Source organism: Burkholderia sp. CpTa8-5 (assembly GCF_017815045.1).
Classification (GTDB): Bacteria; Pseudomonadota; Gammaproteobacteria; order Burkholderiales; family Burkholderiaceae; genus Burkholderia; species Burkholderia sola.
Genome location: NZ_JAGIQD010000004.1, coordinates 17,562 through 43,795 on the forward strand (window position 1 = coordinate 17,562; position 26,234 = coordinate 43,795).

General features: G+C 64.1%; 20 protein-coding genes. 14 read left to right on the plus strand and 6 right to left on the minus strand.

Annotated features, from left to right (window positions below; genetic code table 11):
* Positions 1–4 precede the first annotated feature (4 nt).
* Together J8I35_RS08070 and parA are read right to left on the minus strand one after the other, a co-directional pair.
* A complete protein-coding gene (locus tag J8I35_RS08070) occupies positions 5–1,066 on the minus strand; it encodes a ParB/RepB/Spo0J family partition protein (protein ID WP_209924954.1) in 1,062 nt (353 codons plus the stop codon).
* Between the two features lie 23 nt (positions 1,067–1,089).
* The gene (parA, locus tag J8I35_RS08075; protein WP_006480195.1) at positions 1,090–1,752 is read right to left on the minus strand and encodes a ParA family partition ATPase; all 663 of its coding nucleotides are present in this window, start codon (positions 1,750–1,752) and stop codon (positions 1,090–1,092) included.
* A 972-nt stretch (positions 1,753–2,724) separates the two neighbouring features.
* Between parA and arsC the strand changes: the two genes are divergently transcribed.
* On the plus strand, positions 2,725–3,081 hold the full coding sequence (arsC, locus tag J8I35_RS08080; RefSeq protein WP_209925166.1) for an arsenate reductase (glutaredoxin): 357 nt from the start codon (positions 2,725–2,727) through the stop codon (positions 3,079–3,081).
* A gap of 140 nt (positions 3,082–3,221) precedes the next feature.
* Here arsC and J8I35_RS08085 read toward each other — a convergent pair whose 3' ends face one another.
* Positions 3,222–3,437, minus strand: coding sequence for a zf-HC2 domain-containing protein (locus tag J8I35_RS08085; RefSeq protein WP_209924955.1), 216 nt, complete (start codon positions 3,435–3,437; stop codon positions 3,222–3,224).
* Positions 3,415–4,014 (minus strand): RNA polymerase factor sigma-70, encoded by a 600-nt coding sequence (locus J8I35_RS08090; RefSeq protein ID WP_050013473.1) that lies wholly within the window; start codon positions 4,012–4,014, stop codon positions 3,415–3,417. Before J8I35_RS08090 ends, J8I35_RS08085 begins: the two co-directional genes overlap by 23 nt.
* A 374-nt stretch (positions 4,015–4,388) precedes the next feature.
* On the opposite strand from J8I35_RS08090, the gene J8I35_RS08095 reads away from it, so the two are divergent.
* Entirely contained in the window at positions 4,389–4,943 is a 555-nt protein-coding gene (locus J8I35_RS08095) for an NAD(P)H-dependent oxidoreductase (RefSeq protein WP_209924956.1), read from the plus strand.
* Between the two features lie 68 nt (positions 4,944–5,011).
* On the opposite strand, the gene J8I35_RS08100 is transcribed toward J8I35_RS08095, so the two are convergent.
* Positions 5,012–7,261: a hybrid sensor histidine kinase/response regulator gene (locus J8I35_RS08100; protein WP_209924957.1), complete on the minus strand. Its 2,250-nt coding sequence runs from the start codon at positions 7,259–7,261 to the stop codon at positions 5,012–5,014.
* A 492-nt stretch (positions 7,262–7,753) separates the two neighbouring features.
* On the opposite strand from J8I35_RS08100, the gene J8I35_RS08105 reads away from it, so the two are divergent.
* From J8I35_RS08105 to J8I35_RS08115, 3 genes are read left to right on the plus strand one after another with little or no spacing between them, the layout of a single operon-like run.
* Positions 7,754–8,122: a response regulator gene (locus tag J8I35_RS08105; RefSeq protein ID WP_050013470.1), complete on the plus strand. Its 369-nt coding sequence runs from the start codon at positions 7,754–7,756 to the stop codon at positions 8,120–8,122.
* The gene (locus J8I35_RS08110; protein ID WP_050013469.1) at positions 8,115–8,741 is read left to right on the plus strand and encodes a chemotaxis protein CheC; all 627 of its coding nucleotides are present in this window, start codon (positions 8,115–8,117) and stop codon (positions 8,739–8,741) included. The genes J8I35_RS08105 and J8I35_RS08110 overlap by 8 nt, the downstream gene beginning before the upstream one ends.
* Positions 8,738–9,679: a diguanylate cyclase gene (locus J8I35_RS08115; protein ID WP_050013468.1), complete on the plus strand. Its 942-nt coding sequence runs from the start codon at positions 8,738–8,740 to the stop codon at positions 9,677–9,679. Before J8I35_RS08110 ends, J8I35_RS08115 begins: the two co-directional genes overlap by 4 nt.
* A gap of 15 nt (positions 9,680–9,694) precedes the next feature.
* Here J8I35_RS08115 and J8I35_RS08120 read toward each other — a convergent pair whose 3' ends face one another.
* On the minus strand, positions 9,695–10,579 hold the full coding sequence (locus J8I35_RS08120; protein WP_124556598.1) for an alpha/beta fold hydrolase: 885 nt from the start codon (positions 10,577–10,579) through the stop codon (positions 9,695–9,697).
* A 190-nt stretch (positions 10,580–10,769) separates the two neighbouring features.
* Here J8I35_RS08120 and J8I35_RS08125 point away from each other — a divergent pair, with 190 nt between their 5' ends.
* The 9 genes from J8I35_RS08125 to icmH all read left to right on the plus strand — a co-directional run bounded on the left by J8I35_RS08125 (position 10,770) and on the right by icmH (position 26,220).
* Positions 10,770–11,102, plus strand: a complete 333-nt coding sequence (locus tag J8I35_RS08125) for a hypothetical protein (RefSeq protein ID WP_050013466.1) — start codon at positions 10,770–10,772, stop codon at positions 11,100–11,102.
* 258 nt (positions 11,103–11,360) lie between these two features.
* Complete coding sequence (gene hpnD / locus J8I35_RS08130) at positions 11,361–12,209, plus strand: presqualene diphosphate synthase HpnD (RefSeq protein ID WP_050013465.1); 849 nt, start codon at positions 11,361–11,363, stop codon at positions 12,207–12,209.
* 13 nt (positions 12,210–12,222) lie between these two features.
* Complete coding sequence (gene hpnE, locus J8I35_RS08135; protein WP_209924958.1) at positions 12,223–13,476, plus strand: hydroxysqualene dehydroxylase HpnE; 1,254 nt, start codon at positions 12,223–12,225, stop codon at positions 13,474–13,476.
* Between the two features lie 12 nt (positions 13,477–13,488).
* Positions 13,489–15,462 carry a squalene--hopene cyclase gene (shc, locus tag J8I35_RS08140; RefSeq protein ID WP_124556596.1) on the plus strand — a complete coding sequence of 658 codons (1,974 nt, stop codon included), beginning with the start codon at positions 13,489–13,491 and terminating at the stop codon, positions 15,460–15,462.
* Between the two features lie 3 nt (positions 15,463–15,465).
* Positions 15,466–16,173: a phosphorylase gene (locus J8I35_RS08145; RefSeq protein WP_080334231.1), complete on the plus strand. Its 708-nt coding sequence runs from the start codon at positions 15,466–15,468 to the stop codon at positions 16,171–16,173.
* 370 nt (positions 16,174–16,543) lie between these two features.
* Positions 16,544–18,421: a type VI secretion system baseplate subunit TssF gene (gene tssF / locus J8I35_RS08150; RefSeq protein ID WP_209924959.1), complete on the plus strand. Its 1,878-nt coding sequence runs from the start codon at positions 16,544–16,546 to the stop codon at positions 18,419–18,421.
* Positions 18,422–18,491: 70 nt separating this feature from the next.
* Positions 18,492–24,416, plus strand: a complete 5,925-nt coding sequence (gene tssI / locus J8I35_RS08155) for a type VI secretion system tip protein TssI/VgrG (RefSeq protein ID WP_209924960.1) — start codon at positions 18,492–18,494, stop codon at positions 24,414–24,416.
* A gap of 581 nt (positions 24,417–24,997) precedes the next feature.
* Positions 24,998–25,252, plus strand: coding sequence for a PAAR domain-containing protein (locus J8I35_RS08160; RefSeq protein WP_209924961.1), 255 nt, complete (start codon positions 24,998–25,000; stop codon positions 25,250–25,252).
* A 20-nt stretch (positions 25,253–25,272) separates the two neighbouring features.
* Positions 25,273–26,220: a type IVB secretion system protein IcmH/DotU gene (icmH, locus tag J8I35_RS08165; RefSeq protein WP_245170165.1), complete on the plus strand. Its 948-nt coding sequence runs from the start codon at positions 25,273–25,275 to the stop codon at positions 26,218–26,220.
* The last annotated feature ends 14 nt before the right edge of the window (positions 26,221–26,234 follow it).

Consider the following 26,234-nt stretch of genomic DNA (forward strand, 5'->3'; position numbering starts at 1 on the left):
TCCCTCACTCCGACAACAGCATCCGCTCGAGCTGCTCGAGGATCGCGTCGCGCTTGTCCTTCGGGAGGCCGCGCAGGCGCAGCTCGATGCGGTCTTCGCCATACGACTTCAGGTCGCCGACTGACTTGCCGCCGAGCTTGATCTCGAGACGCTGCGCATAGCGTTGACGGCCGGCCGCCTTTGGCGTCTCCTGCGCCGCGACGCGGCCCTTGACGATATCCGACACCTGACGCGTGCTGAGATCGTCCGACACGATCTTGTTGATCAGCCGCAGCGTTGCCTCGGTGCCGCGCGCATTGTGATAGCGGCCGACCTGATACGCCATGTTCGATCCGAAGCGATCGGGGCGCGCGACCATTTCCTGCATGATCGCTTCCGGCAACTTGCCGATCGACAACGCGACGGCCACCGTCGACTCGTCGAGGCCGAGGTGCTCGGAGAGTTCTTTCTGGCTCTGGAAATGCTTGTCGTCGAGGAAACGGCGCCACACGACGGCGTTGTCGAACACCGTCTGCGAATCGCGCTGAACGTTGAGGTCGTAGCCGAGCTTGTAGCTCTGGATGCCGATCGGCACGTCGATCACGATCGCCTTGACCGACTCCTTGTTCGCTTCCTTCAGCGCCCGCACGCGGCGGCCGCCATCACTGACGAAATACGTGCCCGGATTGTCGTAATCCGGAATCACGTGGATGGCCTGCTGCTGACCCTGCTTCGCGAGGTTGACCGCAAGTTCGGCAATCGACGATTTCAGATAGAAGTGCCGCGGGTTGAACGGGCTATGCTTGATCGCTTTCAGCGGCAACTCGATCACCTGCCCCGGCGCATAGCGATTCTCGAGGCGCCACGCGCGATATTGCTGCGATTCGTCGATCGACGGATCGATCGTGAATTCCGGAGCAGGCGGAGGGGCGATGTCCTTTTTCGTGGATTTGGTCGATGCCGGGGGCGGCGTGTCGGACTTGACGATGCCGTCGATCGCATTGAGCCGATCAAGCGCCGTGCGCTTCTCGCTCGTCGTGATATCCGGGCGCGCTTGGAATCCTTTGGCAAATTGGGAAGGTTTCATGTGACTCCTTTATGCGCATAAAGTCAGGGCAGCATGGCGACGATTTCGTCGGCGCATGCGCGAATTTCGGCGGCGGCCAGCTTGCCGCCGCGATCGTTCATCTGCAGCACGGTCTGACCGAGCGCCATTGCCTGCTTGTACGCTTCCCGGGTCGGAATCTGCGTCTTCAGCAGCGGGAAGCCGAGTTCCTCGAGCGCACGCTTGAGCTCGCGGGTCAGCATGCGCTTCTCTTCGGTCTTGTTCAGCAGGAACACCGCGCGGAGGTCTTCGTTCATCACCTGCGCCTGCTGAATCAGTTTGACCAGCCCGACGCTCGACCAGTAATCGGCCGGCGACGACGATGTCGGGATCACGGCAATCGATGCGGCCAGCAGGACGACGCCGGAGACTTTCTCGGTGATCGACGGCGGGCAGTCCACGACGATGATGTCGTAGTCGTTGATGAACTTCTTGATCTCGCGATGGATCTGGCCGTCGGCTTCGGCCAGGTTGACGACCGGAAACGGGATGCCGTTGTCGCTGTCGCCGGATGCGCTCGACCAGTGAACCAGCGTGTTTTGACGGTCTGCGTCGATGACGAGGACGCGCTTCCCTTTTTCATGGAACGCGGCGCCGAGATGCATGGCAATCGTGCTTTTGCCGACGCCACCTTTTTGTTGAGTGACTGCAATGATTTCCGCGGCCAATTTTCACTCCTGTTTTGGTCGTTGGAATTCTACAGGACGATATTTGAATTTCAATGAAATTGTCGTTCGACAACTACGCGTTGGCCATTCGGACTATCGGTTTATGCGCATAAACGAGATGGCGGAGATGGACGGCGAGTGTTGGCGGTGTCGTGGAGATGGCGAGGCCGATGCCGAGTGGCCGATGCGGTGCTCGATGGCTGCGTCTTCACGGGCTACGTCGCCGGGAGCTGCTCGTCGTAGAGATATGTCTCGGTACGCTCCCCTTTCGCAGGATGGGCCGCGTTGCCTGCGAGCCGCCCAGTTTGTGCGCATAAACTCGCCAGAGCTCGCGGCGATCAACTTCGTTGGGGAACCCGCCGCGCATTCGCGAGCAGGATGAGTGGGTCTGTGAGGCTGGACGTGCGTCTTCGATATGCATCGCAGAACCGATGTGCATCGAGGCAACGCCGTCTCGGCCCGCGGCGTTTATGCGCATAAACCAGACGCAAGGATGGCCCGCGGAGAAGGGCCGAAGGCAGGCGCCTCGCCCGCGTCAGGAGCGCAATGATGTCGTGCCGGGGCGATGGATTATCGATATAGCCATTGTCTGGTGCCGTCTCGTCTGGGCATAGACCTACGTCAGAGTCGCGTCGCACCTCGCCCGACAATCGCAGGCTTTATGCGCATAAACGCAGCCGAAGTGTCCCGCAATCACGCGCCCTTTCGCCACCCGGGACAGCCCTCACTGGGCATTGGTCAGGCTGACCACAGTTGCCGGTCCCGCGAGGCCGTTGCCCGGCCTTTATGCGCATAAACGTAACCGCATCTTCGAAGCGTCTCCCAGACACCCGACGCACAGCACATCGCCAAACCGAACCACCGCAGCAACCTGTCGAGAGGAAAACCACCCCGATCTCGCTTGAACCACCCCACCGAGCCCGTCAATGCAGACTGGCTACAATACAGGGCTCCCCCATCCAGGCTTGAATGATGATCACGATCTACCACAACCCCCGATGCTCGAAGTCCCGCGAGACGCTCGCGTTGGTCGAGTCGCTGAATACCGCCAGCGCGCCGTTGAACGTCGTCGAGTACCTGAAGACGCCGCCAACGGTCGAGGAAGTGGAAACGCTGCATCGGCAGCTCGGCCGCCCGGTTCGCGACATGCTGCGCGACGGCGAGGAGCCGTACAAGACATTGAATCTGGCTCGCGCGGATCTGAGCGACGCCGAAGCCTACGCGGCGATCGCCGCTCATCCGATCCTGCTGCAACGCCCTATCGTCGTGTATCGCGGCAAGGCGGCCATCGGTCGCCCGCCCGAGTCGGTGAGGGCGCTGTTCGAATAATTCTTCCCCGGCGTATTTTTCTTATTGCATCAACGCGACCGAGTCCGGCCCGGCACACGCAACGGTAATCCAGGCCGACGCGACGGCCGGGCCGCACGCGCGAGCGGCCGGCGGAACGATACGTCGCCCCCCCGCGCCGCCTAGCCGCCACCGGACGATCCCTCATCATCGTCCGACTCCCGCCCCGCCGCCGCTTTCGCGGCCGTCCGCAACAGCGCGATCTGTCCACGATAGGCGCGGCATCCGCTGCAGGTCGGCAGATGCACGCGTACCTGCAGACGCTCGTGCAGCGTCAGATGCCGATCGAGCGCATCCGACAGCAGTCGTGTCACGTCAGTACATTTCCCCGGCAGCATCTTCGGTCGTCAGTCCTTTTTCGCTCAGGCAGGTTCGCAGGCGCGTGCGCGCCCGGTACAGCAGCACGCTGCAATGATTCGTCGTCAGCGTCAATTCGCTACAGATATCCACAATCTCGACATCGAGGAATTCGCGCATCATGAACACGCGTCCGATCTGCTCCGGCAGATGGTCGAGGCAGACCTGGAACAGCGTCCAGAATTGCTGTTGTTGCAACAGCGTTTCGGGCTTCGGCCACGGTCGCGGTTTCGCATGCGCGGCCCAGTGCCCATTGTCCTTGAACAGTTCGCGATCGAGCACGGATTCGCCGTCGAGCTCCGCATCGAGCGCGGTCAGGCTCACCATTCGCTGGCGCGCGCGCAGCACGTCGATCAGCTTGTTGCGCAGGATCCCGAACACCCAGGTCTTGTGGGCCGACAGCCCCGCGAACTCGCCGGCATGCGACCACGCGGCGGCCAGCGCTTCCTGCACGGCGTCTTCGGCCGCGTCGGCATCGCGGAGCTGGAGTCGCGCGAAGCGCAGCAGGTCGCGCCGCAGTTGCGCGAGATAGGCGGGATCGTCGTGTGCGGACGGCATGTCTGGTTGCAGTGTCTCGAAGCAATGGCAATCGCGCGAGCGTCACGGGAGCGGGCGCGTCGCGGTGCGAGCAGCTTACTGGGCGCGGTCCGCGCCTGCAACGCAATGTTCCGTCACGAATTCACGGAGCCCGCCGCCGTGCTGCGCTATGCTTGCCGAACCCCGTGTCGCGCGTCGACCACGCCGCGCGGCGGGCGATCTGTAACGTCGGAACATATCGGTCGAGTTATCCACAATTTCTGTGGAAAACCTTGTGGAAAGTCGGCCGGACGGCCCCGTGGGACGGCTCGCGGGCTGGCTTGCCTATAAACAGACCTTTGTCGCCCATTCGGAAGCAATCGATCCGATTCCTCACTCACCGGAAGGAGAATGCCATGTCCTATCGTATTGCGGTCGTCGTCGGCAGCCTGCGTCGCGCGTCGACGAATCGCGCGCTCGCGCACGCCGTGATCTCGCTCGCCCCCGCCGATTTTTCGTTCGAGTTCGTCGAGATCGGCGAGCTGCCGCTGTACAGCCAGGACTACGACGCGGATTTCCCGGAAGTCGCGAAGCGCTTCAAGCAGTCGATCGAAGCAGCGGACGCGCTGCTGTTCGTCACGCCCGAGTACAACCGGTCGATGCCGGGCGTGCTGAAGAATGCGCTCGACTGGGGCTCGCGCCCATGGGGTTCGAATTCGTGGTCGGGCAAGCCGGGCGCGGTGCTCGGCACGTCGCCGGGCGCGGTGGGCACCGCGCTCGCGCAGCAGCACCTGCGCAACGTGCTCGCTTACCTCGACGTGAAGACGCTCGGTCAGCCCGAGATGTTCATCAAGCACGACCCGGCGCGCATCGACGACCAGGGGCAGATCGTCAGCGAGGACACCCGCAAGTTCCTGCAGGGCTTCGTCGATCGTTACGCGAGCTGGGTGCGTCTGCTGAAATCGGCGTGACGTCGTCGGCGGCCTGATCGCCGCGTTCGTTCACGCCGTCGCGCCGGCGCCGCCCTGCGCACCGCGGGTCACGCGCCGGCGTGTCGTGCGTCGCGCGCTTCGCGGATGCCCAGCAGGATCTCGTCGAGCAGCGCGATATCGAACGGCTTCGACAGCACGCGGACGTTGACCGTGCGCGTGCGGTCGAGCTCCTCTGCATAACCGGTGACGAGAATCACGGGCAGCTTCCCCGGCCGCTTGTCGATCGCTTCGGCCAGGTCGATGCCGTTCAGGCGGCCCGGCATATGGATGTCCGAAATCACGAGGTCGAACGCGTCGTTCGCGGCGGCGCCTTCGATCAGGCGCAATGCGTCGTCGGCGGTGGGCGCGTAGGTCACGCGATGACCGAGCAGCGACAGCAGCGCTTCCGTGCCGGCCGCGACTTCGCCGTTGTCCTCGACGAGCAGCACGTGCAGGCCGGCGAGCGCGCCATTGGCCGCATCGTGCGCGGCGGCCGCCGGCCGCGCGACGACATCCTCGGCGCGCGCGCGCGGCAGGTACAGACGCACCGACGTCCCCGCACCGACCGCGCTGTCGATCGTCGCGAGGCCGCCCGAGCGTTCGCAGAACGCGAAGACCTGCGGCAGGCCGAGCCCGGTCCCCATCCCCTGCGCCTTCGTCGTGAACAGCGGTTCGAACGCGCGCGCGAGCACGTCGGGCGCCATGCCCGACCCCGTGTCGTCAAGCGAGATCTGCACGAAATCGCCGGTCAGCGGGAAGCCGTCCTCACGGCGCAGCGTGACGTTGCGCGCGCCGACCGTGAAGCGTCCGCCGGTCGCCATCGCGTCGCGCGCGTTGACCGCGAGGTTGATCACCGCGAGTTCGAGTTCCGCGACGTCGACGCGGATCGGCCAGACGCCCGGCTCGATCGCGACGACCAGCGACGACTTCGACCCGAGCGACGTCTTCAGCAGCTCGCGGCACGTGCCGACCCATTGCCCGATGTCGATCGTCTCGTTGTGCAGCGGCTGCTTGCGCGCGACGCCGAGCAACTGGCGCGTGAGCGACTGCCCGTTCTTCAGCGCGCGTTCGATCGCGCCGAGCTCCTTGTCGAGATGCTGGACGCCGCGCCGCCGCGCGATCTGCACGTTGCTCGAGATGATCATCAGCAGGTTGTTGAAGTCGTGCGCGACGCTGCCGACGAGATTGCCGAGCGCCTGCATCTTGCGCGACTGCCGGTACGCCGATTCGATCGAGCGCCGCATCGACGCTTCGGCCTGCCAGCGGTCCCATGCCTCCTCTTCCGCCTTCAGCCGCTTGAGCGACAGCCAGATCACGGACCACAGCGCGACCGACGGCGCGAACATCGAGATGAACAGCACGCTCAGGTGTTCGTACCATTCATGCCAGATTGCCGACGTGCGGTACGCGCAGCTCACGTAGACGGGATAGCTGCCGACCTGGCGATACGCGACGATCTCGCTGCTCGCGTCGTCGTGACGCACGCGCACGACGCCCGCGCGCGGCTCGTTGTGCGCGTTGCCGAACGTGACCGAGCGATCGGTGTGCGCCAGCGACGGCGGCGGCGGATACGACGCGATCACCGCGCCGTCCGAGCGCGCGAGCGCCATCGTCATCGGCGTGCTCGCGCCGCCGAGCAGGTCGCGGTAGAACGCGTTGAAATACGACGATTTCAGCGCGATCGACACCATGCCGGCGAACGAACCGTCGCTATGGCGTCGCGCGACGCCGGTGTTGAATACGGGAATGTTCTCGAGCTTGAGCGGCCCCATCATCAGTTTCGAGATGTGTTCGATGACCTTGCCGTCGCGGATGCCGGCGAAGTCGTCGCGATTCGCGATCGACGCATACGGCGCCGGATAGTAGAGGCTGTTGGCGAGCAGCATCCCGCTCGCACCGAAGATCGACACGGCGGCCACCTGCGGATAGCCGCCGCCGATCGTGTTCAGCGCCTCGTGGATGTCGGATTCCCTGCCGCGCACGGTCGCGTCGTCCATGTCCTGCACGAGGTCGACGATGCGCGCATCGAGCGTTTCGCTCAGGTCGAACACCTTGAGCGCATGCTCCTCGGCCACGCGCACCGTGCGCATCGTCACGTCGCTCGCGGCGGCCTCGCGCGCCTTCAGGTCGCTGTACGCCATCACCACCACGTAGATGCACGGCAGCACGATCGCCGCGACGAGCAGCACGATCAGCGTCACGCGGCGCACCGCGAAATCGTGCTCGGGTGCGCCGGCCGCGTAGCTGCCGTCGTCCTGCCAGTCGTCGGCGGGAGGGGGCGCGGGGGTGTGGGAGTCGGCAGGCCGTTCGGACGTCATCGAGGAAAGCGGGTGAGGCAGCGGTGTCTGTCATCATAAACGAGTTGCGACGGCCCGCCGCGCGGCGCCGTACGTGGCGATCCTGCCGTTCGTACAGGCGCGATCCTGCCGTATATGACAGCGGTAAACCGTCGGATTGAAAACGCGACGAATCCGGCAGCGCAAACGTACACAAGGAAAAATTTTGCGTACTTATCTCGAAAATGGTCGCGGCTATTTTCGGAATGATGCGCGATCGGACCAATTCTGTTCGAAATGGCGAAAATGGCGAGTTGCATCGCCTCCGGTTTACTCCGAGAATCGCGCCTTGCTTTCCCTATGACAGATACATGCGCCCGCCGGCGATTGCCGCGCGGTGCGTCGCGCGCACCTGCGTCGCGGCGCCCGTGCGCGGCCGCAAGGCGGTTGCCCGCGCCGAAACGCATGGCCCTAAAGAAATGCGCCGCGCGGTCGTTAACGCGAGAGAGACCATTCCGTATACCGCATCGCCCCATGCCTTTGCCGATTGTAATTGCCGACGATTCGCTGCTCGCTCGCAAACTGCTGACAAAGGCGCTGCCGGGAGATTGGGACGTCGACATCGCGTATGCAGCGAATGGTCGCGAGGCCTTGGCGCTCTATCGTGACGGCAAAGCTTCCGTGATGTTTCTGGATCTGACGATGCCCGACATGAGCGGATATCAGGTCCTGGAAACACTGCGCCACGAAGATCTGAACACGTTCGTGATCGTGGTATCCGCCGATATTCAGCCGCAGGCGCAAGCACGCGTGCGCGAATTGGGCGCGATCGCATTCGTTGCCAAGCCCGTGACGTCGGAGGCATTGCTGCCCATTCTCAAGGAGTATGGGTTGTATGCCTGAATCGGTGTTCACGGCGGAGCAACGCGACGCGTTGCAGGAAATCGCCAACCTTGCAATGGGCCGCGCCGCCGCGCGGCTTGCGTTGCTGCTCGGGCACTTCATCGAGCTGTCGGTGCCGCGCGTGCGCGTCGTGAAAGCGGCCGATGCGAGCGACGCGCTGCGCGAGATGACGGGCATCCACGACAACGTGACCGCCGTGCGCCAGGGCTTCCGTTCCGACATCAAGGGCGAGGCGATCGTGCTGTGCCGCACGGCGGGCGTCGCGCGGTTGATGTCGGTCGTCGACCGCACGTTCGGCGACGGCGTGTACGGCGGCATGGCGACGCCGGACGAACTCGTGTTCGACGTCGCGAACGTGCTGATGGGCGCCTGCGTCGCGTCGATCCTCGACGAACTCGGCCGCAAGCCCGTGTTCTTTCCGCCGGGGCTGCTCGGCGCGAACGTGTCGTTCGACGACGTGTTCCAGCCGAACGAACTGGGATGGAGCGTCGCGCTGCTGCTCGAGGTGAATTTCGGGCTCGAGAACCATATGTTCCGCGCGCATTTCGTGATGTTGATGGCCGAGGATTCGATCCGGCTGATGGGCGACGCGCTCGACGCGTTGCTGTCCGCGCTATGACGGCCGCCGCCCCGTCGCTGAGCGACCTCGTGATCGAGCGCGTCGGCTTCGGCCTGTTCGTGCTCGACCGTTCGATGACCGTCCTGATGTGGAATCGCTTCATGCAGGACCACAGCGGGATCCCGGCCGCCGACGTGATCGGCCGCAACCTGTTCGACCGCTTCCCGGACCTGCCGCGTGCGTGGCTGTCGCGCAAGCTCGAGAGCGTGTTCCAGCTCGGCAGCTTCGCATTCAGCTCGTGGGAGCAGCGGCCCTACCTGTTCCGCTTCGAGCACGATCGGCCGATCACGGGCGGCGTCGACTACATGCAGCAGGACTGCACGTTCATGCCGCTCACGCGCGGCCGCGACGTCGAGGCCGTGTGCGTGACGATCTCCGACGTCACGCATGTGAGCGTGATGCAGCGAGAGCGCGAGGAAGCGGTCGCGAAGCTGCGCGAGCACGCGAATCTCGACGGGCTGACCGGCATCGCGAACCGGCGCTTCTTCGAGGCGCGGCTCGGCGACGAATTCGCGCGCTGGCAGCGCTACGGCGGCGACCTGTCGGTGCTGCTGTTCGACCTCGACCACTTCAAGACGATCAACGACCGCTTCGGGCATGCGGTGGGCGACGCGGTGCTGCGCGAGACGGCGCGCCGCGTCGCGTCGATCGTGCGCGCGCAGGATACGTTCGGCCGGTTCGGCGGCGAGGAATTCGCGCTGTTGCTGCCGTGCACGACGCTCGACGAGGCGATGCGGGTGGCCGACAAGGTGCGCGACGCGATCGGCAGCGTGCCGGTCGACGCCGAGGGCGTCAGCGTGCCGGTCACGGCGAGCGTCGGCGGCGCGTGCGCGAAAGCCGGCGCGCCGACCTGCGACGTACTCGTCAACGAGGCCGACGCCGCGCTCTATCGGGCGAAGCGGCTCGGGCGCGATCGGTCGGTCGCGTACGCCGACTGACCGCGCCCGCTCCGCTCAGCTTTTTGCGATGTCGGCGAGCACGCCGGCCAGCACGGCCGGCTGCGACACGAACGGCGAGTGGCTGCTGTCGAGCTGGTGCACGTGGGTCGGGTTGCCGGGCGCGAACGCGTCGGCTTCGTCGATGAAGCGTTGCTGCAGCGCGGGCAGGATCACGCGATCGGCCAGGCACTTGATGTAGTGGCGGTCGATCGCGCCCCAGCGTGCGGCGGTCGTCGGGATCGCGGTCGCGAACGGCGCGGCCGGCACGTCGCAGCTCATCAGGTTCGCGACCGCGTCGAAATCGGCTTGCGGCACGTCTTCGTACAGCGCGCGCTTCATCGATGCGCGATACGCGGCGTCGCCGCTGTGCGGATCGACGCGCAGCGCGCCGGCCACGCGCGGGCTCGCGAGCATCAGCGGGCCGAGCAGCTCGCCGTTGTTTTCCGGCGCGCGCACGTAGTCGAGGCCCGGCACGCCCGACGCGGGCATGAAGGCCGCGAGATAGACGATCTTCGCGATCTTGTCCGGCGCGCGTTCGGCGGCCGCCGTGATCGCGAGGCCGCCCATGCTGTGCCCGACCAGCACGACCTTGCCGCGGCCGAGCGCGTACGCGTCGTCGACGGCCTGCGTCACCTGCGTCGCGTAGTCGTCGAGCGTCGTGTTGGCGACCGGCGACGGCTCGGCGCCGAACGCGTCCTTGTCGAGCGGCCGGGCGAGATACGACGCGGGAAAGCGCGCATGGATGCCGTGCGCGGGCAGGTCGCGCGCGATCGACAGGTAGCCGCGCGCGGCCAGCGCGGCCGCCACGTGGGCATAGCACCACGCGCCATGCCACGCGCCGTGCACGAGCACGAAAACGGGATGATCGGACGGCGGGGTGGCGGGGGCGTTCGTCTCCATGGTGTCCGTATTTTTTCGAGAAAGGTGTCATCTTAGACGAACCGGCCGCCATCGAGACGCGCTCGCGCGGCGCGTTTCTTGACCGGCAACGATCCGTCCCTTTGTGTCGCGCAGGCCACATTTCGTCCTGATCCGATTTGAATTTGTGCCGAAGCGCGCTAATTTGTTGCTTTGCCTGCGATTGCACCCCATGAACGTCGACTATCTCTTCTATCGGAAGCCGAACAAACCCGGCCCCTATTCGCTCGACGACCTGGGCGACATCGCGCCGCCGATCGGCCCGGGCGCCGTGGTGCGCGCGGGAATCGCGCGCGTGTTCGAGCAGATCGACTGGCAGGAATCACTCGACGTGCCGGGCGCGTGGTTCGGTACCGGCGGCGCGGTTTTCCAGTTCACCGCCGAGCCCGACGGCCGCGTGACGAGCTTCATGGGCTCGCGCCTCGAGCGCCGCTCGATGCTGCAGCTCACGCGCGAAATGGGGCTCATCGCGCTCGATCTGCAGCGCGACATCGTGTACGGCTGACGCGCGTTCGGGCCGCCGTTCGCAAAGGCCGGCGCACCGGCCCGCCGGTGGCGCTCGGCACCCCGCCGGACAGGGTGCGCGTCCGCCATCGAACTTCAAAGATTGCTATACTTTCGCCCAATTCCGGCTTCCGGCCGGTAATTTGTGCCTGTCTGCGTCGATCGTTCGCATATCTCGCACGCATTCGACGCCCTGACCATCCCAGCCGGGCATGGCTTCTTCAATCGCCCCGCGTGGGTGTCTCCGTGGAGCTTCGTCTTGGCCGTTTCCCATTCCGTCGTGGACGAACAAGAAACCGACGCCGCTGCCGTCACATCGGGCAGCTCCTTCTATCTGGCGATGCGCATCCTGCCGGCCGTGCAGCGCGATGCGATGTTCCAGGTCTATGCGTTTTGCCGCGCGGTCGACGACATCGCCGACAGCGACCTGCCGCGCGCCGAGCGCACCGCGGGCCTGAATCGCTGGCGCGCGGACATCGACGCCTGCTTCGCCGGCCGCCCGCCGCGCCACCTCGTCGCGCTCGATCGCGAGATTCGCGCGTTCGACCTGCAGCGCGACGATTTCCACGCGATGATCGACGGGATGGCGATGGACGCGGTGGAAGACATCTGCGCGCCCGACGAGCCGACGCTCGACCTGTTCTGCGATCGCGTGGCGAGCGCGGCCGGCCGGCTGTCGGTGAGGATTTTCGGGATGCCGGAAGCCGAAGGGATCACGCTGTCGCACCACCTCGGCCGCGCGCTGCAACTGACCAACATCCTGCGCGACATCGACGACGACGCGGCGATCAACCGGTGCTACCTGCCGCGCGAGCTGCTTGCGCGCGAAGGCATCGCGATCACCGATCCGGCGACGATCGTGCGCGATCCGGCGCTGCCGCGCGTGTGCGCGACGCTCGTCGAGCGCGCGCTCGAGCACTTCCGCCAGGCCGACGCGGTGATGGATACCTGCCCGCGTGCGCAGGTGAAGGCGCCGCGCATCATGTCGGGCGCGTATCGCTGCATTCTCGAGGCCGCGATCGCGCGCGGCTTTGCCGCGCCGCGCGCGCCGCTGCGCAAGCCGAAGGCGCGCATGCTGATGATCGCCGCGCGCTACGCGCTGTTCTGAGTCGACCGACGCGATGCCCAGAACCGTCCACGTGATCGGCGCAGGACTCGCGGGCCTGTCGGCCGCGGTCGAGCTGCAACGTCGCGGGCGGCGCATCGTGCTGCACGACGCGCATGCGCACGCGGGCGGCCGCTGCCGCTCGTGGTTCGACGGGACGCTGAACACGACGCTCGACAGTGGGCTGCACACGGTTTTCGCGGGACAGCCCGCGACGCAGCGCTACCTGCGCGCGATCGGCGCGGCCGATCAGCTCGCGGGGCCCGCGCTGGCTGAACTCCCGGTCATCGACATCGCGTCGCAGCAGCGCTGGACGCTGCGTTTCGGCAACGGCCGCTGGCCGTCGTGGCTGTTCGATGCTGCGTCACGGGCGCCGGGCACGACGCCGCTCGACTATCTCGCGCTGGCCCCGCTCGCATTCGCCCGCACGGGCCGCTCGCTCGCGCAGACGATGCGATGCGACGGCGTGCTGTGGGATCGCTGGCTGCGACCGTATTTCCTCGGGGTGCTGAATATCGAGCCGCGCCACGCGAGCGCCGAACTCGCGCGCGCCGCGCTGTGCGGCACGTTTGCCGCGGGCTGCCCCAGCTGCCGTCCGCTCGTCGCGCGCCGCGGGCTCGGCAGCGCGTTCGTCGAACCGACGCTGCGGATGCTGCAATACAGCGGCGCGCAGATCCGCCTGAATTCGCGGCTCGACGCGTTCGAATTCGGCGCGCACGGCAATGCGGTCGATGCGGTGTCGGTCGGCGGCGAGCGGATCGATCTCGCGCCGGGCGACGCGGTCGTGCTGGCCGTGCCGCCCGAGGTCGCGCAGCCGCTCGTGCCCGAACTCACCGCGCCCGACACGTTCAGCGCGGTCGTGACCGCGTATTTCGCGGTCGAATCGCCGGCCGGTCATCCACTGCAGACGACCGTCGTCAACGGCGTCGTCGATGCGGTGCGGACCGGCGACGGCCAGCTCGCGGCGACGATCCGCGATGCGGGCCGCTGGCTCGACATGCCGCGCGACACGCTCGCGCGGCGCATCTGGGAAGACGTCGCGCGCGTGACCGGCGCGAACCCGGAAACCATCCCCGCGTGGCAACTCGTCGTCGAGCCGCGCGCGGGCTTTGCGGCGGTGCCGTCGCAGGAAATGAAACGGCCGGCCGTGCGTACGCGCTGGACCAATCTTGTACTCGCGGGCGACTGGATTGCCACCGGCCTGCCCGCCACGATCGAAAGCGCGATCCGTTCCGGCCAGTTGGCCGCGGACGTGCTCCAGACGCAATAAAGAGAGGGACCGATGAACGATCTCACCGAAATGGCTACCTTGTCCGCCGGCGCCGTGCCGGCCGACGTCGACGCGGCTGTCGCGCGTGCGACCGACGCGCTGCTGGCCGCGCAGCAAGCGGACGGACACTGGGTCTACGAACTCGAAGCGGATTCGACGATTCCTGCCGAATACGTGCTGCTTGTCCACTATCTGGGCGAGACGCCGAACCTCGAGCTCGAACAGAAGATCGGCAAGTATCTGCGCCGCATCCAGCAGGCCGACGGCGGCTGGCCGCTGTTTACCGACGGCGCACCGAACATCAGCGCGAGCGTGAAGGCGTATTTCGCGCTGAAGGTGATCGGCGACGACGAGAACGCCGAGCACATGCAGCGCGCGCGCCGCGCGATCCATGCGATGGGCGGCGCCGAGATGTCGAACGTGTTCACGCGCATCCAGCTCGCGCTGTACGGCGCGATTCCGTGGCGCGCGGTGCCGATGATGCCGGTCGAGATCATGCTGCTGCCGCAGTGGTTCCCGTTCCATCTGTCGAAGGTGTCGTACTGGGCGCGCACCGTGATCGTGCCGCTGCTCGTGCTGAACGCGAAGCGTCCGCTCGCGAAGAACCCGCGCGGCGTGCGCATCGACGAGCTGTTCATCGACCCGCCCGTCAACGCCGGGCTGCTGCCGCGTCAGGGCCACCAGAGCGCGGGCTGGTTCGCGTTCTTCCGCGTGGTCGACCATGCGCTGCGCGCGGTCGACGGCCTGTTCCCGAGCTATACGCGCGAACGCGCGATCCGTCAGGCCGTGTCGTTCGTCGACGAGCGCCTGAACGGCGAGGACGGCCTCGGCGCGATCTATCCGGCGATGGCCAACGCGGTGATGATGTACGACGTGCTCGGCTATGCGGAAGACCATCCGAACCGCGCGATCGCGCGCAAGGCGCTCGACAAGCTGCTCGTCGTGCACGACGACGAAGCGTATTGCCAGCCGTGCCTGTCGCCCGTGTGGGACACGTCGCTCGTTGCGCATGCGCTGCTCGAGACCGGCGATGCGCGTGCGCAGGAAGCGGTGCTGCGCGGCCTCGAATGGCTGCGTCCGCTGCAGATCCTCGACGTGCGCGGCGACTGGATCTCGCGCCGCCCGAACGTGCGGCCCGGCGGCTGGGCGTTCCAGTACGCGAATGCGCACTACCCGGACGTCGACGATACGGCCGTGGTCGTGATGGCGATGGATCGTGCGCAGAAGCTCACGCAGTCGGACACGTATCGCGAATCGATGGCGCGTGCGCGCGAATGGGTCGTCGGCATGCAGAGCAGCGACGGCGGCTGGGGCGCGTTCGAACCTGAAAACACGCAGTACTACCTGAACAACATCCCGTTCTCCGATCACGGCGCGCTGCTCGATCCGCCGACGGCCGACGTGTCGGGCCGCTGCCTGTCGATGCTGTCGCAGCTCGGCGAGACGCCGCTGAACAGCGAGCCGGCCCGCCGCGCGCTCGACTACATGCTGAAGGAGCAGGAGCCGGACGGCAGCTGGTACGGCCGCTGGGGGATGAACTACGTGTACGGCACGTGGACGGCCCTGTGCTCGCTGAACGCGGCCGGCCTGACGCCGGACGACCCGCGCATGAAGCGCGGTGCGCAGTGGCTGCTGTCGATCCAGAACAAGGACGGCGGCTGGGGCGAGGACGGCGACAGCTACAAGCTCAACTATCGCGGTTACGAGCAGGCGCCGAGCACGGCGTCGCAGACGGCCTGGGCGCTGCTCGGCCTGATGGCGGCCGGCGAAGTGAACAACCCGGCCGTGGCGCGCGGCGTCGACTACCTGGTCGCGCAGCAGAACGAAGAAGGCTTGTGGGACGAGACGCGCTTCACGGCGACGGGCTTCCCGCGCGTGTTCTACCTGCGCTACCACGGCTATCGCAAGTTCTTCCCGCTGTGGGCGCTCGCGCGCTACCGCAACCTGAAGCGCGCGAACGCGACGCGCGTGACGGTCGGGATGTAACGCGTGGCGACGACGCAGCACAACGGCGCATTGCCCGTCATCGCGGTCACAGGGATGGCGTTCGAGGCGCGCATCGCGCGCGGCGACGGCGTCGAGGCCGTGTTCGCCGCGCGGGCCGACCGGCTCGAGCGCGCACTGGCCGAAGCGACCGCGCGCGGCTGCGCGGGCATCGTCAGCTTCGGTACTGCGGGCGGGCTCGCGCCCGACCTCGCGCCGGGCGCGCTCGTGATCGCGGACGCGATCGACGGGCCGTTCGGCCGCGTGCAGACCGATACGGGCTGGAGCGCGCGGCTCGTCGCCGCGCTGCAGGACACGCCGGTGTGGGCGCGTGTCACGCGCGGCACGATGGCGGCCGTCGGCGCGCCGGTGGTCAGCGAGCAGGACAAGACGTCGCTGCATCGTGCGAATGGCGCGCTTGCCGTCGACATGGAATCGCATATCGCGGCGGCCTTCGCGGCCGCGCGCGGCGTGCCGTTCGCGGTGTGCCGCGCGATCGTCGATCCGGCGTGGCGCACGCTGCCGCGCGCGGCGACGGCCGGGCTGCGCGACGACGGCAGCACGGCGATCCTGCCGATCCTGCGCGAACTGCTGAAGCAGCCGTCGCAGCTCGGCCCGTTATTGCAGGTCGCCAGCGATGCGCGCGCGGCGCGCACGACGCTGATCCAGGCGCGGCACGCATTCGAGCGGGCGGGCGCGATGCGGATCGTCTGAGCGGCGTTCGCTGCTTTCTGCTTTTCCCCTCCCCTTCTTTTTTTATTTTGCGTATGCGCAAAAAGCGCGCTGCATGATGCAGCGCGCTTCGTCTATTCGAAGCCGGCGCAATTAGCGCAACGGTTTGGGGAATGAGATTCCTGCGATCTCCACGCAAGGAACGCCGACACTGAATTTCAGCGGTGGATCCTGTTTCGGATGATCAGGATAACGACTCATATCTCAAAAAGCTCACGGCTTAAGGCATGCGAATCGAGCCTGTCGGTTCCGTCAGGTATTTTTTGAGACGGCTTTTGAGGCTAGCATTCAATGCATTGCCGACCGCGAGTCTGTCGGAGGTCTTGTACGGAATCCATAATTCTCTCTCGTCATGAATCCTCGTCTCCTTGATGCTTACAACCGGGAATTGCTCTATTTCAAGGAATTGATGGAGGAGTTCGCCCAGGCACATCCAAAAATAGCGCGTCGGCTCGGCATGCATGGCGGTGAGATCGCCGACCCCTTTGTCGAACGTCTGGTACAGGCAGCGAGTTTTTCAGCCGCTCGGCTGCAATTGAAACTGGATGCCGAATTCCCCCTGCTGACCAGTCGACTGCTGGAAACCGTCTATCCGAATTACGTCGCACCGACGCCCTCGATTGCCGTTGCTTGCCTCCATCCCGATGATCAGGAAGGCAGTTTGCTCGAAGGGTTTTGCATACCTCGCGGCACGGAGTTCGCGAGCCGCGTGCCGGACGGCGAACGCACCCCCTGCATATTTCGTAGCGGTCTGGACGTGACGCTGTATCCGTTGGAGGTCGTTTCTGCGAGGTTGACGGGGGTTCCACCTGATATTCCATCGATAGAACGATATGGCGGTGCACACAGGCCGATTCGCGGTGCGCTGCGTTTCAGGCTTCGTACTACGGGCGAAGCGCGATTCGATGAGTTGCGCGGTCTGGATCGATTGCCCGTTTATCTGGCCGGTGACGAACGTGTGGCATCACGGCTGTTCGAGTTGATCCACGCCGGCGCCGTGTCATCCGTGACTGGGGTGCCGAACCGCTTTGCTGATCCCGATCAGGCACTCGGGATCGTCTTCGATCGGGCGATCGAATACACGGGGTTGGCTACCGACGAGAGTTTGCTGCCACTGGCCGGGTCGAAGTTTCACGGCCATAACCTGTTGCACGAATATGCAGCGTGCCCCGCGCGTTTCTGGTTTTTCACGCTGACCGGTCTGAATGCGGGACTGCGACACCTGGCCGATCGTGAAGCCGAGATCGTCGTGTTGCTCGATCGCTTCGACAGCGCACTGGCCGAGCACGTCGACGCATCCCGGTTTGCACTCTTTTGTACACCGGTCATCAACCTGTTTCGTCGCAAAACCGATCCCGCCGAGATACCGCGCGTGGGCGGCGAGATTCTGTTGCAACCCGATAGACAGAACGAATCGGGCTACGAAGTGTTCGCGGTGGAAGCGTTGCATGGTTTTGTGAGCAAAGGCGCGGCATCGCTTGAATTTCGTCCGTTGTATCGAGCACTGGTGAACGACGAAACCAATCACGGGCGCCATTTCACGACGCGCCGCGAACATCGCATGACGAAGGCGTCATGTCGCCGTTACGGTGCTCGCGTCCCGTACACAGGTACCGATGTTTACGTTTCGCTGGTCGATCAGGACGAGGCACCCTATTCACAGGCAATGAACTATCTGTCGGTCGACGCCTGGTTGACGAACGGTGGTCTGCCAAGCTTGTTGATACCTGATGGCACGACGGACCTGACCGTTGGTATCAGTGCGCCGGTAAGCCGAACCGGACTGATTCGCGCGCCGAGCCTCGCGCGTGCGCCGCTTGCACAGGGGAGCGTGGCATGGCAGTTGATCGGTCAGTTGAATCTCGGCTACGGCAAGTTGGAGGCCAAGGATGGAAGCGGACTGCGCGGCATTCTCGCTTTGTTCGCTGCTGCCGACGATGTGCGCTTGCGCCGTCAGATCGACAGCCTGATCCATATCGATACGCGGCCCGTGACGAAGAAGCTGCCCGGGCAGAGCCCATTGCGGTTCGGTCGCGGCATCGAATGTGTGCTGACGGTGGATGAAACGGGCTTTGACGGCACGAGTCCGTATCTATTCGGGACGATCCTCGAACACTACGTGGCGCGTCACGTTTCGACACATTCCTTTACCCAGTCGGTGCTGCGCTCGCTGCAGCGCGGCGAGTTGATGCGCTGGCCGGTTCGAATGGGGACGCGCAGCGCACTCTGATTCACCGGGCAAATCGGTTCATGCAGTCGGTAACACAGAACAACAATCAAGCGAACGAGGGCCAGCACGCATGTTGAACTTCAAGACGAACCGGACGCTTTCGGTCAGCGGCCCCGCGCTGCCGGAGCTGGACGGCATCGCATCGCTGCTGCATCTGAGCGCGATCCGCGGTACGGAACGACTCTCCACGTTGTACGCGTATGAATTGTGGCTGACGACGCCCGCCGATCCGCTGCTGCCGGTCGACAGGCTGGCCAACCTGGATTTGAAGGCGATGCTCGGCAAGGAACTGACCGTCACGATTCAACTGGACGGGATGGGCAGTTTCGTCGCGGGAATGGCCGGTCAAGCGGGCGCCGTCAATCTGGGTGCCGGCACGCGAGAAATCAGCGGTGTCGTGACGGCGGCGAGTTACGTGGATCAGTTGAATCGTCAGTCGCGCTACCGGGTCGTCCTGGAGCCGTGGTTCGCATTGGCGCGAGAACGATCCGACTACCGCATCTTTCAGCGCAAGAGCGTGCTGGACATTCTGCGCGAGGTGTTTAGTCCGTACCTTTACTCATTCGAGATGCGCGTTGGCCGCACCTATAAGCCGCTACGCTATCAAGTGCAGTACGGCGAGTCCGATTTCGCATTCGCGCAACGATTGATGGAAGAGCACGGCATCACGTGGTTCTTCGAACATTCGCAAGGCATCCACCGAATGGTACTGGTCGATGGTCCAGGTGCTTACCGGCGCGTGGAAAGCGTGGCATACCAGACACTTGCGTACTACCCGCCGGGCCAGAAGATCGACCGCGAGTATGTCGACCATTTCGAAGCGACCGAGCGTCTGCGCTCGGGGGTGTGGACCACCGACGATTTCGACTTCGAGAAGCCGGGTGCGACACTGACCACGCAGAATACCCTGCCGCGCGATACCGCGCACAATCAGCTCGAACGTTACGAATGGCCGGGCGACTACACGGAAACAGAGGACGGCCGCGTATTCGCGCAGGTACGCATGGAGGAGATTCACGCGCAGGGCGAGCGGGCGAAGGGCGAGGGCAACTTGCGTAACGTCGTGTGCGGCACGACCTTTGTGCTGACTGGCCATCCGATGGCGATCGCCAATCGCGAATATCTTGTGATCGCGTCGGAACTGGACGTGAAGGAAACCGGACAGACCACCGGGTTTTCTGCCTACGCGATTCGCAGCAAGTTTATGGTTCAGCCGTCTACCACGGTATTCCGTCCGCCGCGCACGATCAGGAAACCGCGCACGCGTGGTCCACAAACGGCGATCGTGACCGGCCCCGAGGGTGCGGAGATCTGGACCAACAAGAACGGCGAGGTGACGCTCAAGTTCCATTGGGACCGATCCGGCGTGAAGGACCAGAACTCATCATGCTGGGTGCGGGTGTCGTATCCGTGGGCGGGCAGCAACTTTGGCGGCATCCATATTCCACGAGTGGGCACCGAAGTTGTCGTCGATTTCGAGAATGGGGACCCCGATCGACCGATCGTGACCGGGCGCGTCTACAACGCGATGACAATGCCGCCGTGGACGTTGCCGGCTCATGCGACGCAAAGCGGGATCCTGACGCGCTCGACCAAGGGCGGCGGATACGGCCACGCCAATGCGATCCGCTTCGAGGACAAGAAGGGTGCGGAGCAGGTCTGGATTCAGGCCGAGCGCAATCTGGATGCGGTGATCGAAGCCGACGAGGCGCACACGGTGGGCCATGACCGCACGAAAACGATCGGTCACGACGAGACGGACCAGATCGGACGTCACTGGAAACTGTCGACCGGCGGCTACAAGTTCGAGACGGTGACGCTCGCGTCGGTGAAGAGCGTGGGCATGGGCGCGATGCTCAACGTCGGGATGGCGTACAACGTCAACGTCGGCGGGCTGTACTTGCGTAACGTCGGATTGCACATGGCGAGCACGGTCGGCCAGAACCGGACCGACCGCGTCGTGCAGGACTGGACGGCAGACGTGGGGCACACCTACACGCTGACCGTGCGCGGCAAGGCCGTGGGCGATGCGGTGAGCGCCGATCAGGCAAACCCGACCGAACCGTCGCCCGACTTCGCCCCGCAACTACCGGCGCCGGTATCGGGCTCGAACGCGAACCAGCTGCGCATCGCGGATACCGGCGAAAGCAGCCTGTCGGGCGCGAAACAGGCACAACTGACGGGCCCGGGCGGGACGGTCACGATCGATGAATCCGGCATTCACCTGAAAGGCACGGCGATTTACCTGCAAGCGCCGACGATCAGCATGACGAATGGCGATGCAGGCGGTCTGGTGCCGGTGACCGAAGCCGATTGCGCGGAGTGCGCGAAGAAGACCGTCAGCGCGAACCCGGTCGACCTGGCAACGGGGCAGAAGGTGCTGTCACATACGGACTTTACGTTGCCGGGGCGCGTGTCGATTCACTGGAGCAGGAGCTACCGAAGTGCGGACCAGCGCAGCGGCAGCCTGGGCATGGCGTGGAAGTTGCCGTATGCGACCGAGGTGCGCACGAGTTCGGCGGGATTGGTCTACTTCGATGCGGACGGGCGACAGTTGCAGTTTCCGCCGCTGAACCCCGGTGAAGAACACTTCCATCCAATCGAAAAAATCACGCTGGCACGTGGTGGTGACAACGCGTCGGGTGCAACCTACGCACTGCGCTTCGTCAACGGGGTCGAAGAGCACTACGGCCGTCACCCGGTCGACGAGACCCGCTGGCAGTTGCAGCGCATCGCGACACGCGACGGGCAGAGCCTGACGCTCGGCTACACGGCACAAGGCTGGCTGGAAACAGTCCGCAACAATCGGCATACCGTGCGCTGCGCACTGGACGAGGCTGGCCGGATCACAAACGTACTGCTCGATCAGGGTTTCGGAAGTGAGCCGCTGCACCTGACGCGCTATGTGTACGACGCGCATGGCGATCTGATCGCGGCCACCGATCGGGAGAATCTGACGTGGCGGTACGGCTACGACAACCATCTACTGACGACCTATCGCACGCCGGCCGGCGCGACGCACGTATCGGAGTGGAGCGATGACACGCCGAACGCGTACTGCCTGCGCACCTACGCCTATACCGAGAACGCCGATGGCCAGCGGGTCATCACGCGCGAGACGCGTTTCGATTACCTGCCGTCGTTGCGCGCGACACGGGTGACGGATGGCTTGGGCCACACGACCGAATACCACTACAACGGTTTGTGGGCGGTCGAGAAGATCGTGCATCCGGACGGCAGCATCGAGCAAACGCATTTCGACGAGACGGGAAGCGTGGCGGGCTATACGGACGGGCTTGGTCGCACGACGCGGATGGTGAACGATACGCGAGGCAATCCTACGTCGATCATCGATCCGGCGGGCCAGGTCACGCGCATCGGCTACAACGACCAGAACTTGCCGCAGCAAATCACGGACCCGGCTGGACAGGTCTGGCAGCGTAGCTACGACGGGCAAGGCCACCTGACGAGCGAAACCGATCCGCTCGGGAATGTGACGCGTTACGCATACGAAAACGGCTTGCCGGTCACGCGCACGGATGCGCTGGGCAACGTGACGAAGATGCAATGGGATGACGCGGGACAGCTCGTGGCGCGTACCGATTGCTCGGGGCAGACGACGGCCTATCAGTACGATCAATTCGGCCAGTTGATCGAGACCACGGATGCGTTGGGCCAGGTCAGCCGCCACAGCGGCAGCCTGTCGGCGCGCGTGACGGCGGTGCGGCCGGCTGGCATGGGTTGGTGGAAAGTCGAATACGACGACGCAGGCAGGGCAATCGCGCATACGGATCCACTCGAGCGTGTAACGCGTGTGGACTGGGACGCATACGGGCAGCGAACGCGAATCGTCGATCCTGCGGACGGTACGCAACAGTTCCGGTATGACGCGATTGGCCGTCCGACGAAGCTGACCAATGCGAACCGGGAAGCGACGACGTTCTGCTACGACAGCCGGAACCGGTTGATCGAACAGACCGGCTTCGACGGCCGCCGGCAAAGCTACCGGTACAACGCGGCGGGGGAACTGGTCGAGCGCATCGATCATGGCCAGGATGGGCAGATCACCACGCATGTGACCTACGACGTGCTCGGCCGACCTGTGGAGCGCAGATCGAGCGACGGCAGTCGGGCGAGTTATCGGTACGACGCGCGGGGATTGCTGACGCAGGCTCAGGCGGTTTCTCCAGGCCGGGCACCGGTGCAGGTCACTTACGAATACGACGCGGCAGGGCGCCGTACGGCAGAGGTGCAGGCGCATCACGGGCGGGTATGGCGGCTCACGCACGGAGTGGATGCGATCGGGAATCGCGACTGGACGCACGTGCCGGAAATCGGCTCGCTCGTGTGGCAGCGCTACGGCTCGGGGCATGTGCACGGGTTGCTGCTGGACGAGCATCCGCTGGCGAGCTTCGAGCGCGATGCGCTGCATCGCGAGATTCAGCGTACGCAAGGTCCGGCGTCACACCACTTCGGGTATGGCGCGAACGGCTTGCTGGCTGAGCATCGGTGGCAGAACCTCGATGAACGGGGGCGCTCGCTGGAGCGTCCTCGGCCGTGGCGGGCGTGGGCGTACGACGCGGCCGGCCAGCTCACGACACTGGACGACGCGTGGCGGGACAAGAAGACGTATCAGTACGACGCGTTGTCGAGACTGACGCACGTGACGGCGGCAAGCGGCACGGAAGCGTTTCATTACGATCCGGCGGGGAACCTGCTGGGTGCTGCGTCGAGCCTGAACAGCGTGCAGGCGTGGAAGGCGAGCGGCGATCGCTTGCTGCGGTTCGCGCCGCAGACGCGCCCGGATCGGCCGGTGGATTTTACGTATGACGGGCACGGGAATCGCATTGCGCGGACGGTGCCGTTGCCGCCGAAGCCGGAGTTGAGCGAGGCGCAACAGCGCAGCCAGCGCGGGGCAGACAACCTGCTGCGGGTGATGGAAGTGCTGACGGGGACGCCGAAGTACGAGGAGCCGATAGAAGAGCCGAAGGTGACGCGGTATCGGTACGACGGGAGTCACCAGTTGATCGCGATAGAACACGCGGACGGTGCGAGAAGCGAGTACGAATACGACGCGCTGGGGCGGCGGGTGGCGAAGCATCACACGCAGGCAGGCGGCGCGCGACAGACGACACTGTTCATGTGGGACGGCGACTGGATGATGCAGGAGGTGCGGACGGGGCGTACCGCGCACGAGGATCTGGCGGTGACGTACGTGCCGCATCCGGATCACGAAGGTCCGTTGACGCGGCTGGCGGATGGCGAGGCGTGGCATTACGTGACGGATCACCTGGGGACGCCGCAGGAGTTGTACGACGAACAACGTGAGGTGGTGTGGGCGGCGGATCTGAGCGCGTATGGGCGGACGAACCGACGGATCGCGCATGTCGTTGACAATCCGATACGGTTTCCGGGGCAGTACTACGATCAGGAGTCGGGGCTGCACTACAACAGGTTGCGTTACTACGATACCGAAATTGGATGTTACGTTAACCAAGATCCAATTGGATTGCTCGGTGGATCGAATCACTATTCCTACGCAGATAGAGACCCCGTCAATAGAATTGACCCAAGTGGAGCATTTGCGTTCCTTATACCGGTGGCGCTTTTTGTTGGGAGAGCATTGGGTGGGGCTGCCGTTGATGCCGGCATTCAACTCGCAAAACAAAAGGTGTCTACTGGGAAAATAAATTGGAAGTGTCTGGATGTGGCTGACATGGCAATTTCTGGATTGGCAAGTGGTCTGTTTCCCGGAGTTTTGGCATCTGGAAAAAAGGTTGTTAAGTCTGTTGGGGCGGTGAAAAATTTAACTGCACAAGCCACCAATGCCCGCAGTGCATCGAGAATTGCAAAATTGAATACGCGTATCAATCGGCACAAGAGAACTGTTGCGGACCAAGTGATGATCCAGGGAGCAGTCCAAGGAGGGAAAGCCATCTTAAAGGCTGGGGCGGAATGTCCGACCACGAATGAGTGCGAGGAAGACGAAAATTGAAAGTGAAATATAGATTCAAAAAAGGTTATGTTTACCTTGTTTTGATTTTCTTGGGGATGATTCCATATTGGTATATAAAGGCGACGCTAAGTCCGTGGCTATTTTTTACTTTTTACGCGGTTTACATATCAATTGTCAGGTTTGTCGCTGAAAAAATTGGTAAGGAGTAGATGGTAATTTGTATATGAGATTCCTGAGAAAACATGTCACATAAATTCGATCCGATGGCGTAGGTGCCCATCTTGGTCGCACAATGTTGTTGCGTATTTGCTAGAGACCCTGGGATGGGGATTTTTGGGGGGTGAATGAGAGCGTGTATCTAGTGGTGAGGATAACTGAAAGGAGGTTGGTGTGCGAAGAATGGGTAAAACTCGGCTCTACGTGTTATTTATTGCGCCGCTCGCGTTTTTTATGAGCCATTGAAGAGTTTTGTGGGTGAGGAGGTATTTTGCGGGTGCGGTTTTGTTTATCTCGCCGTTCGTTATTTTTTTGCAAGTTACTTTGGGATGTCTGGCAAGAACGAGTGAGTGGGTGTTTTGTCGCGTGGTGAAAATCGACAATTTATTTTGAGGGGTTTTTGAATGTCAGCATTTGTCGCAACCCTTGGCACATTGACTACCCACGGCGGCGCAGTCATATCAGCCAGCGCGGGCGTCACGATCAGTGGCCGTCCTGCAGCATGCGTAGGCGACTCCGTGTCGTGCCCATTGCACGGCCCGGGCGTCATTACGAGCGGCGGTTTCGGCACGATCAATGGCCGTCAAATTGCCCATCACGGCAGCGGCACCAGTTGCGACGCGACTCTGGTGGTGTCTGATGGCGGCCCAACAGTTTGATCGTGCTTGTGTTGAGCGCGATGAACCGAATTCTGAATTTCCCCGGCATGACACAGTCCGTTAGCGCACCCAAAACCGTATCGGCTCGACGCGTGCTCGCACCACCGCGACGACCGAACAGCACCTTTCTCTCCAGCAAGAACACGAGACAGCGATCCAACTCGCGCCGCAGTCGTCCATTGGGATCGATTTCGCCGCCTGAAGACGAGCAGGCGAGACTGGCCGCGGTACGTGATCACCGCAACGCCTTGCTGGAGTCGAGCAGAGTGCTGCTTCGAGCGTTTGTGGACATGCCCGCATTGATCGACATTGGCCACGACGAACGCTTGCGCGACCTGCTGATGGACGAAGTTCGCGTATTCGAGCGCCTGTGTGTGCGGGCAAATATCCGCGACGACCACATGATCGGCGCACGATATTGCCTGTGTACCGCGCTGGACGAAGTGGCAATGCGCGAACTCGTGGCACGAGGCGATACGTCCGGGAGTGTCGCATGGGCTTCCGATGCGCTGACCCAACGAATCGGGGAGGACAACCGGGGCGGCTCAAAGATCTACACGTTGTCGCTGCGCTTGTTGAAAGACGACGCTGACCACTGGCCGTTGCTCGAAGTGATCTACCGGATTTTCAGCTTGGGGTTTGAAGGTCGGTATCTGCATGGCAAGACGTTCGGCGTGCACGAACGCGTACGCGAGCGGATTTACAACGCGATTGCCGTGCACCTCCCGCCTGATCCTGATGCGCTTTCACCCCACGCGCAATCTACCGCAACGGCCCGCCGGACATTCCATTTCGAAATCCCGGTCCGGATGTCGGTGGCCTTGCTGTCAGTGGCGCTCTGCGCGCTGTATGTCTTTTGCCGCGCCGAATTGGACGCGCAAGCGGACGATGTGCATCGACAGCTCTCCAACATTGCGCATGTAGCTTCAGGCAGCGCGATCGACCCCGTGGCCAGCGCGGCACGGTAGTGCCAGTGGGACGC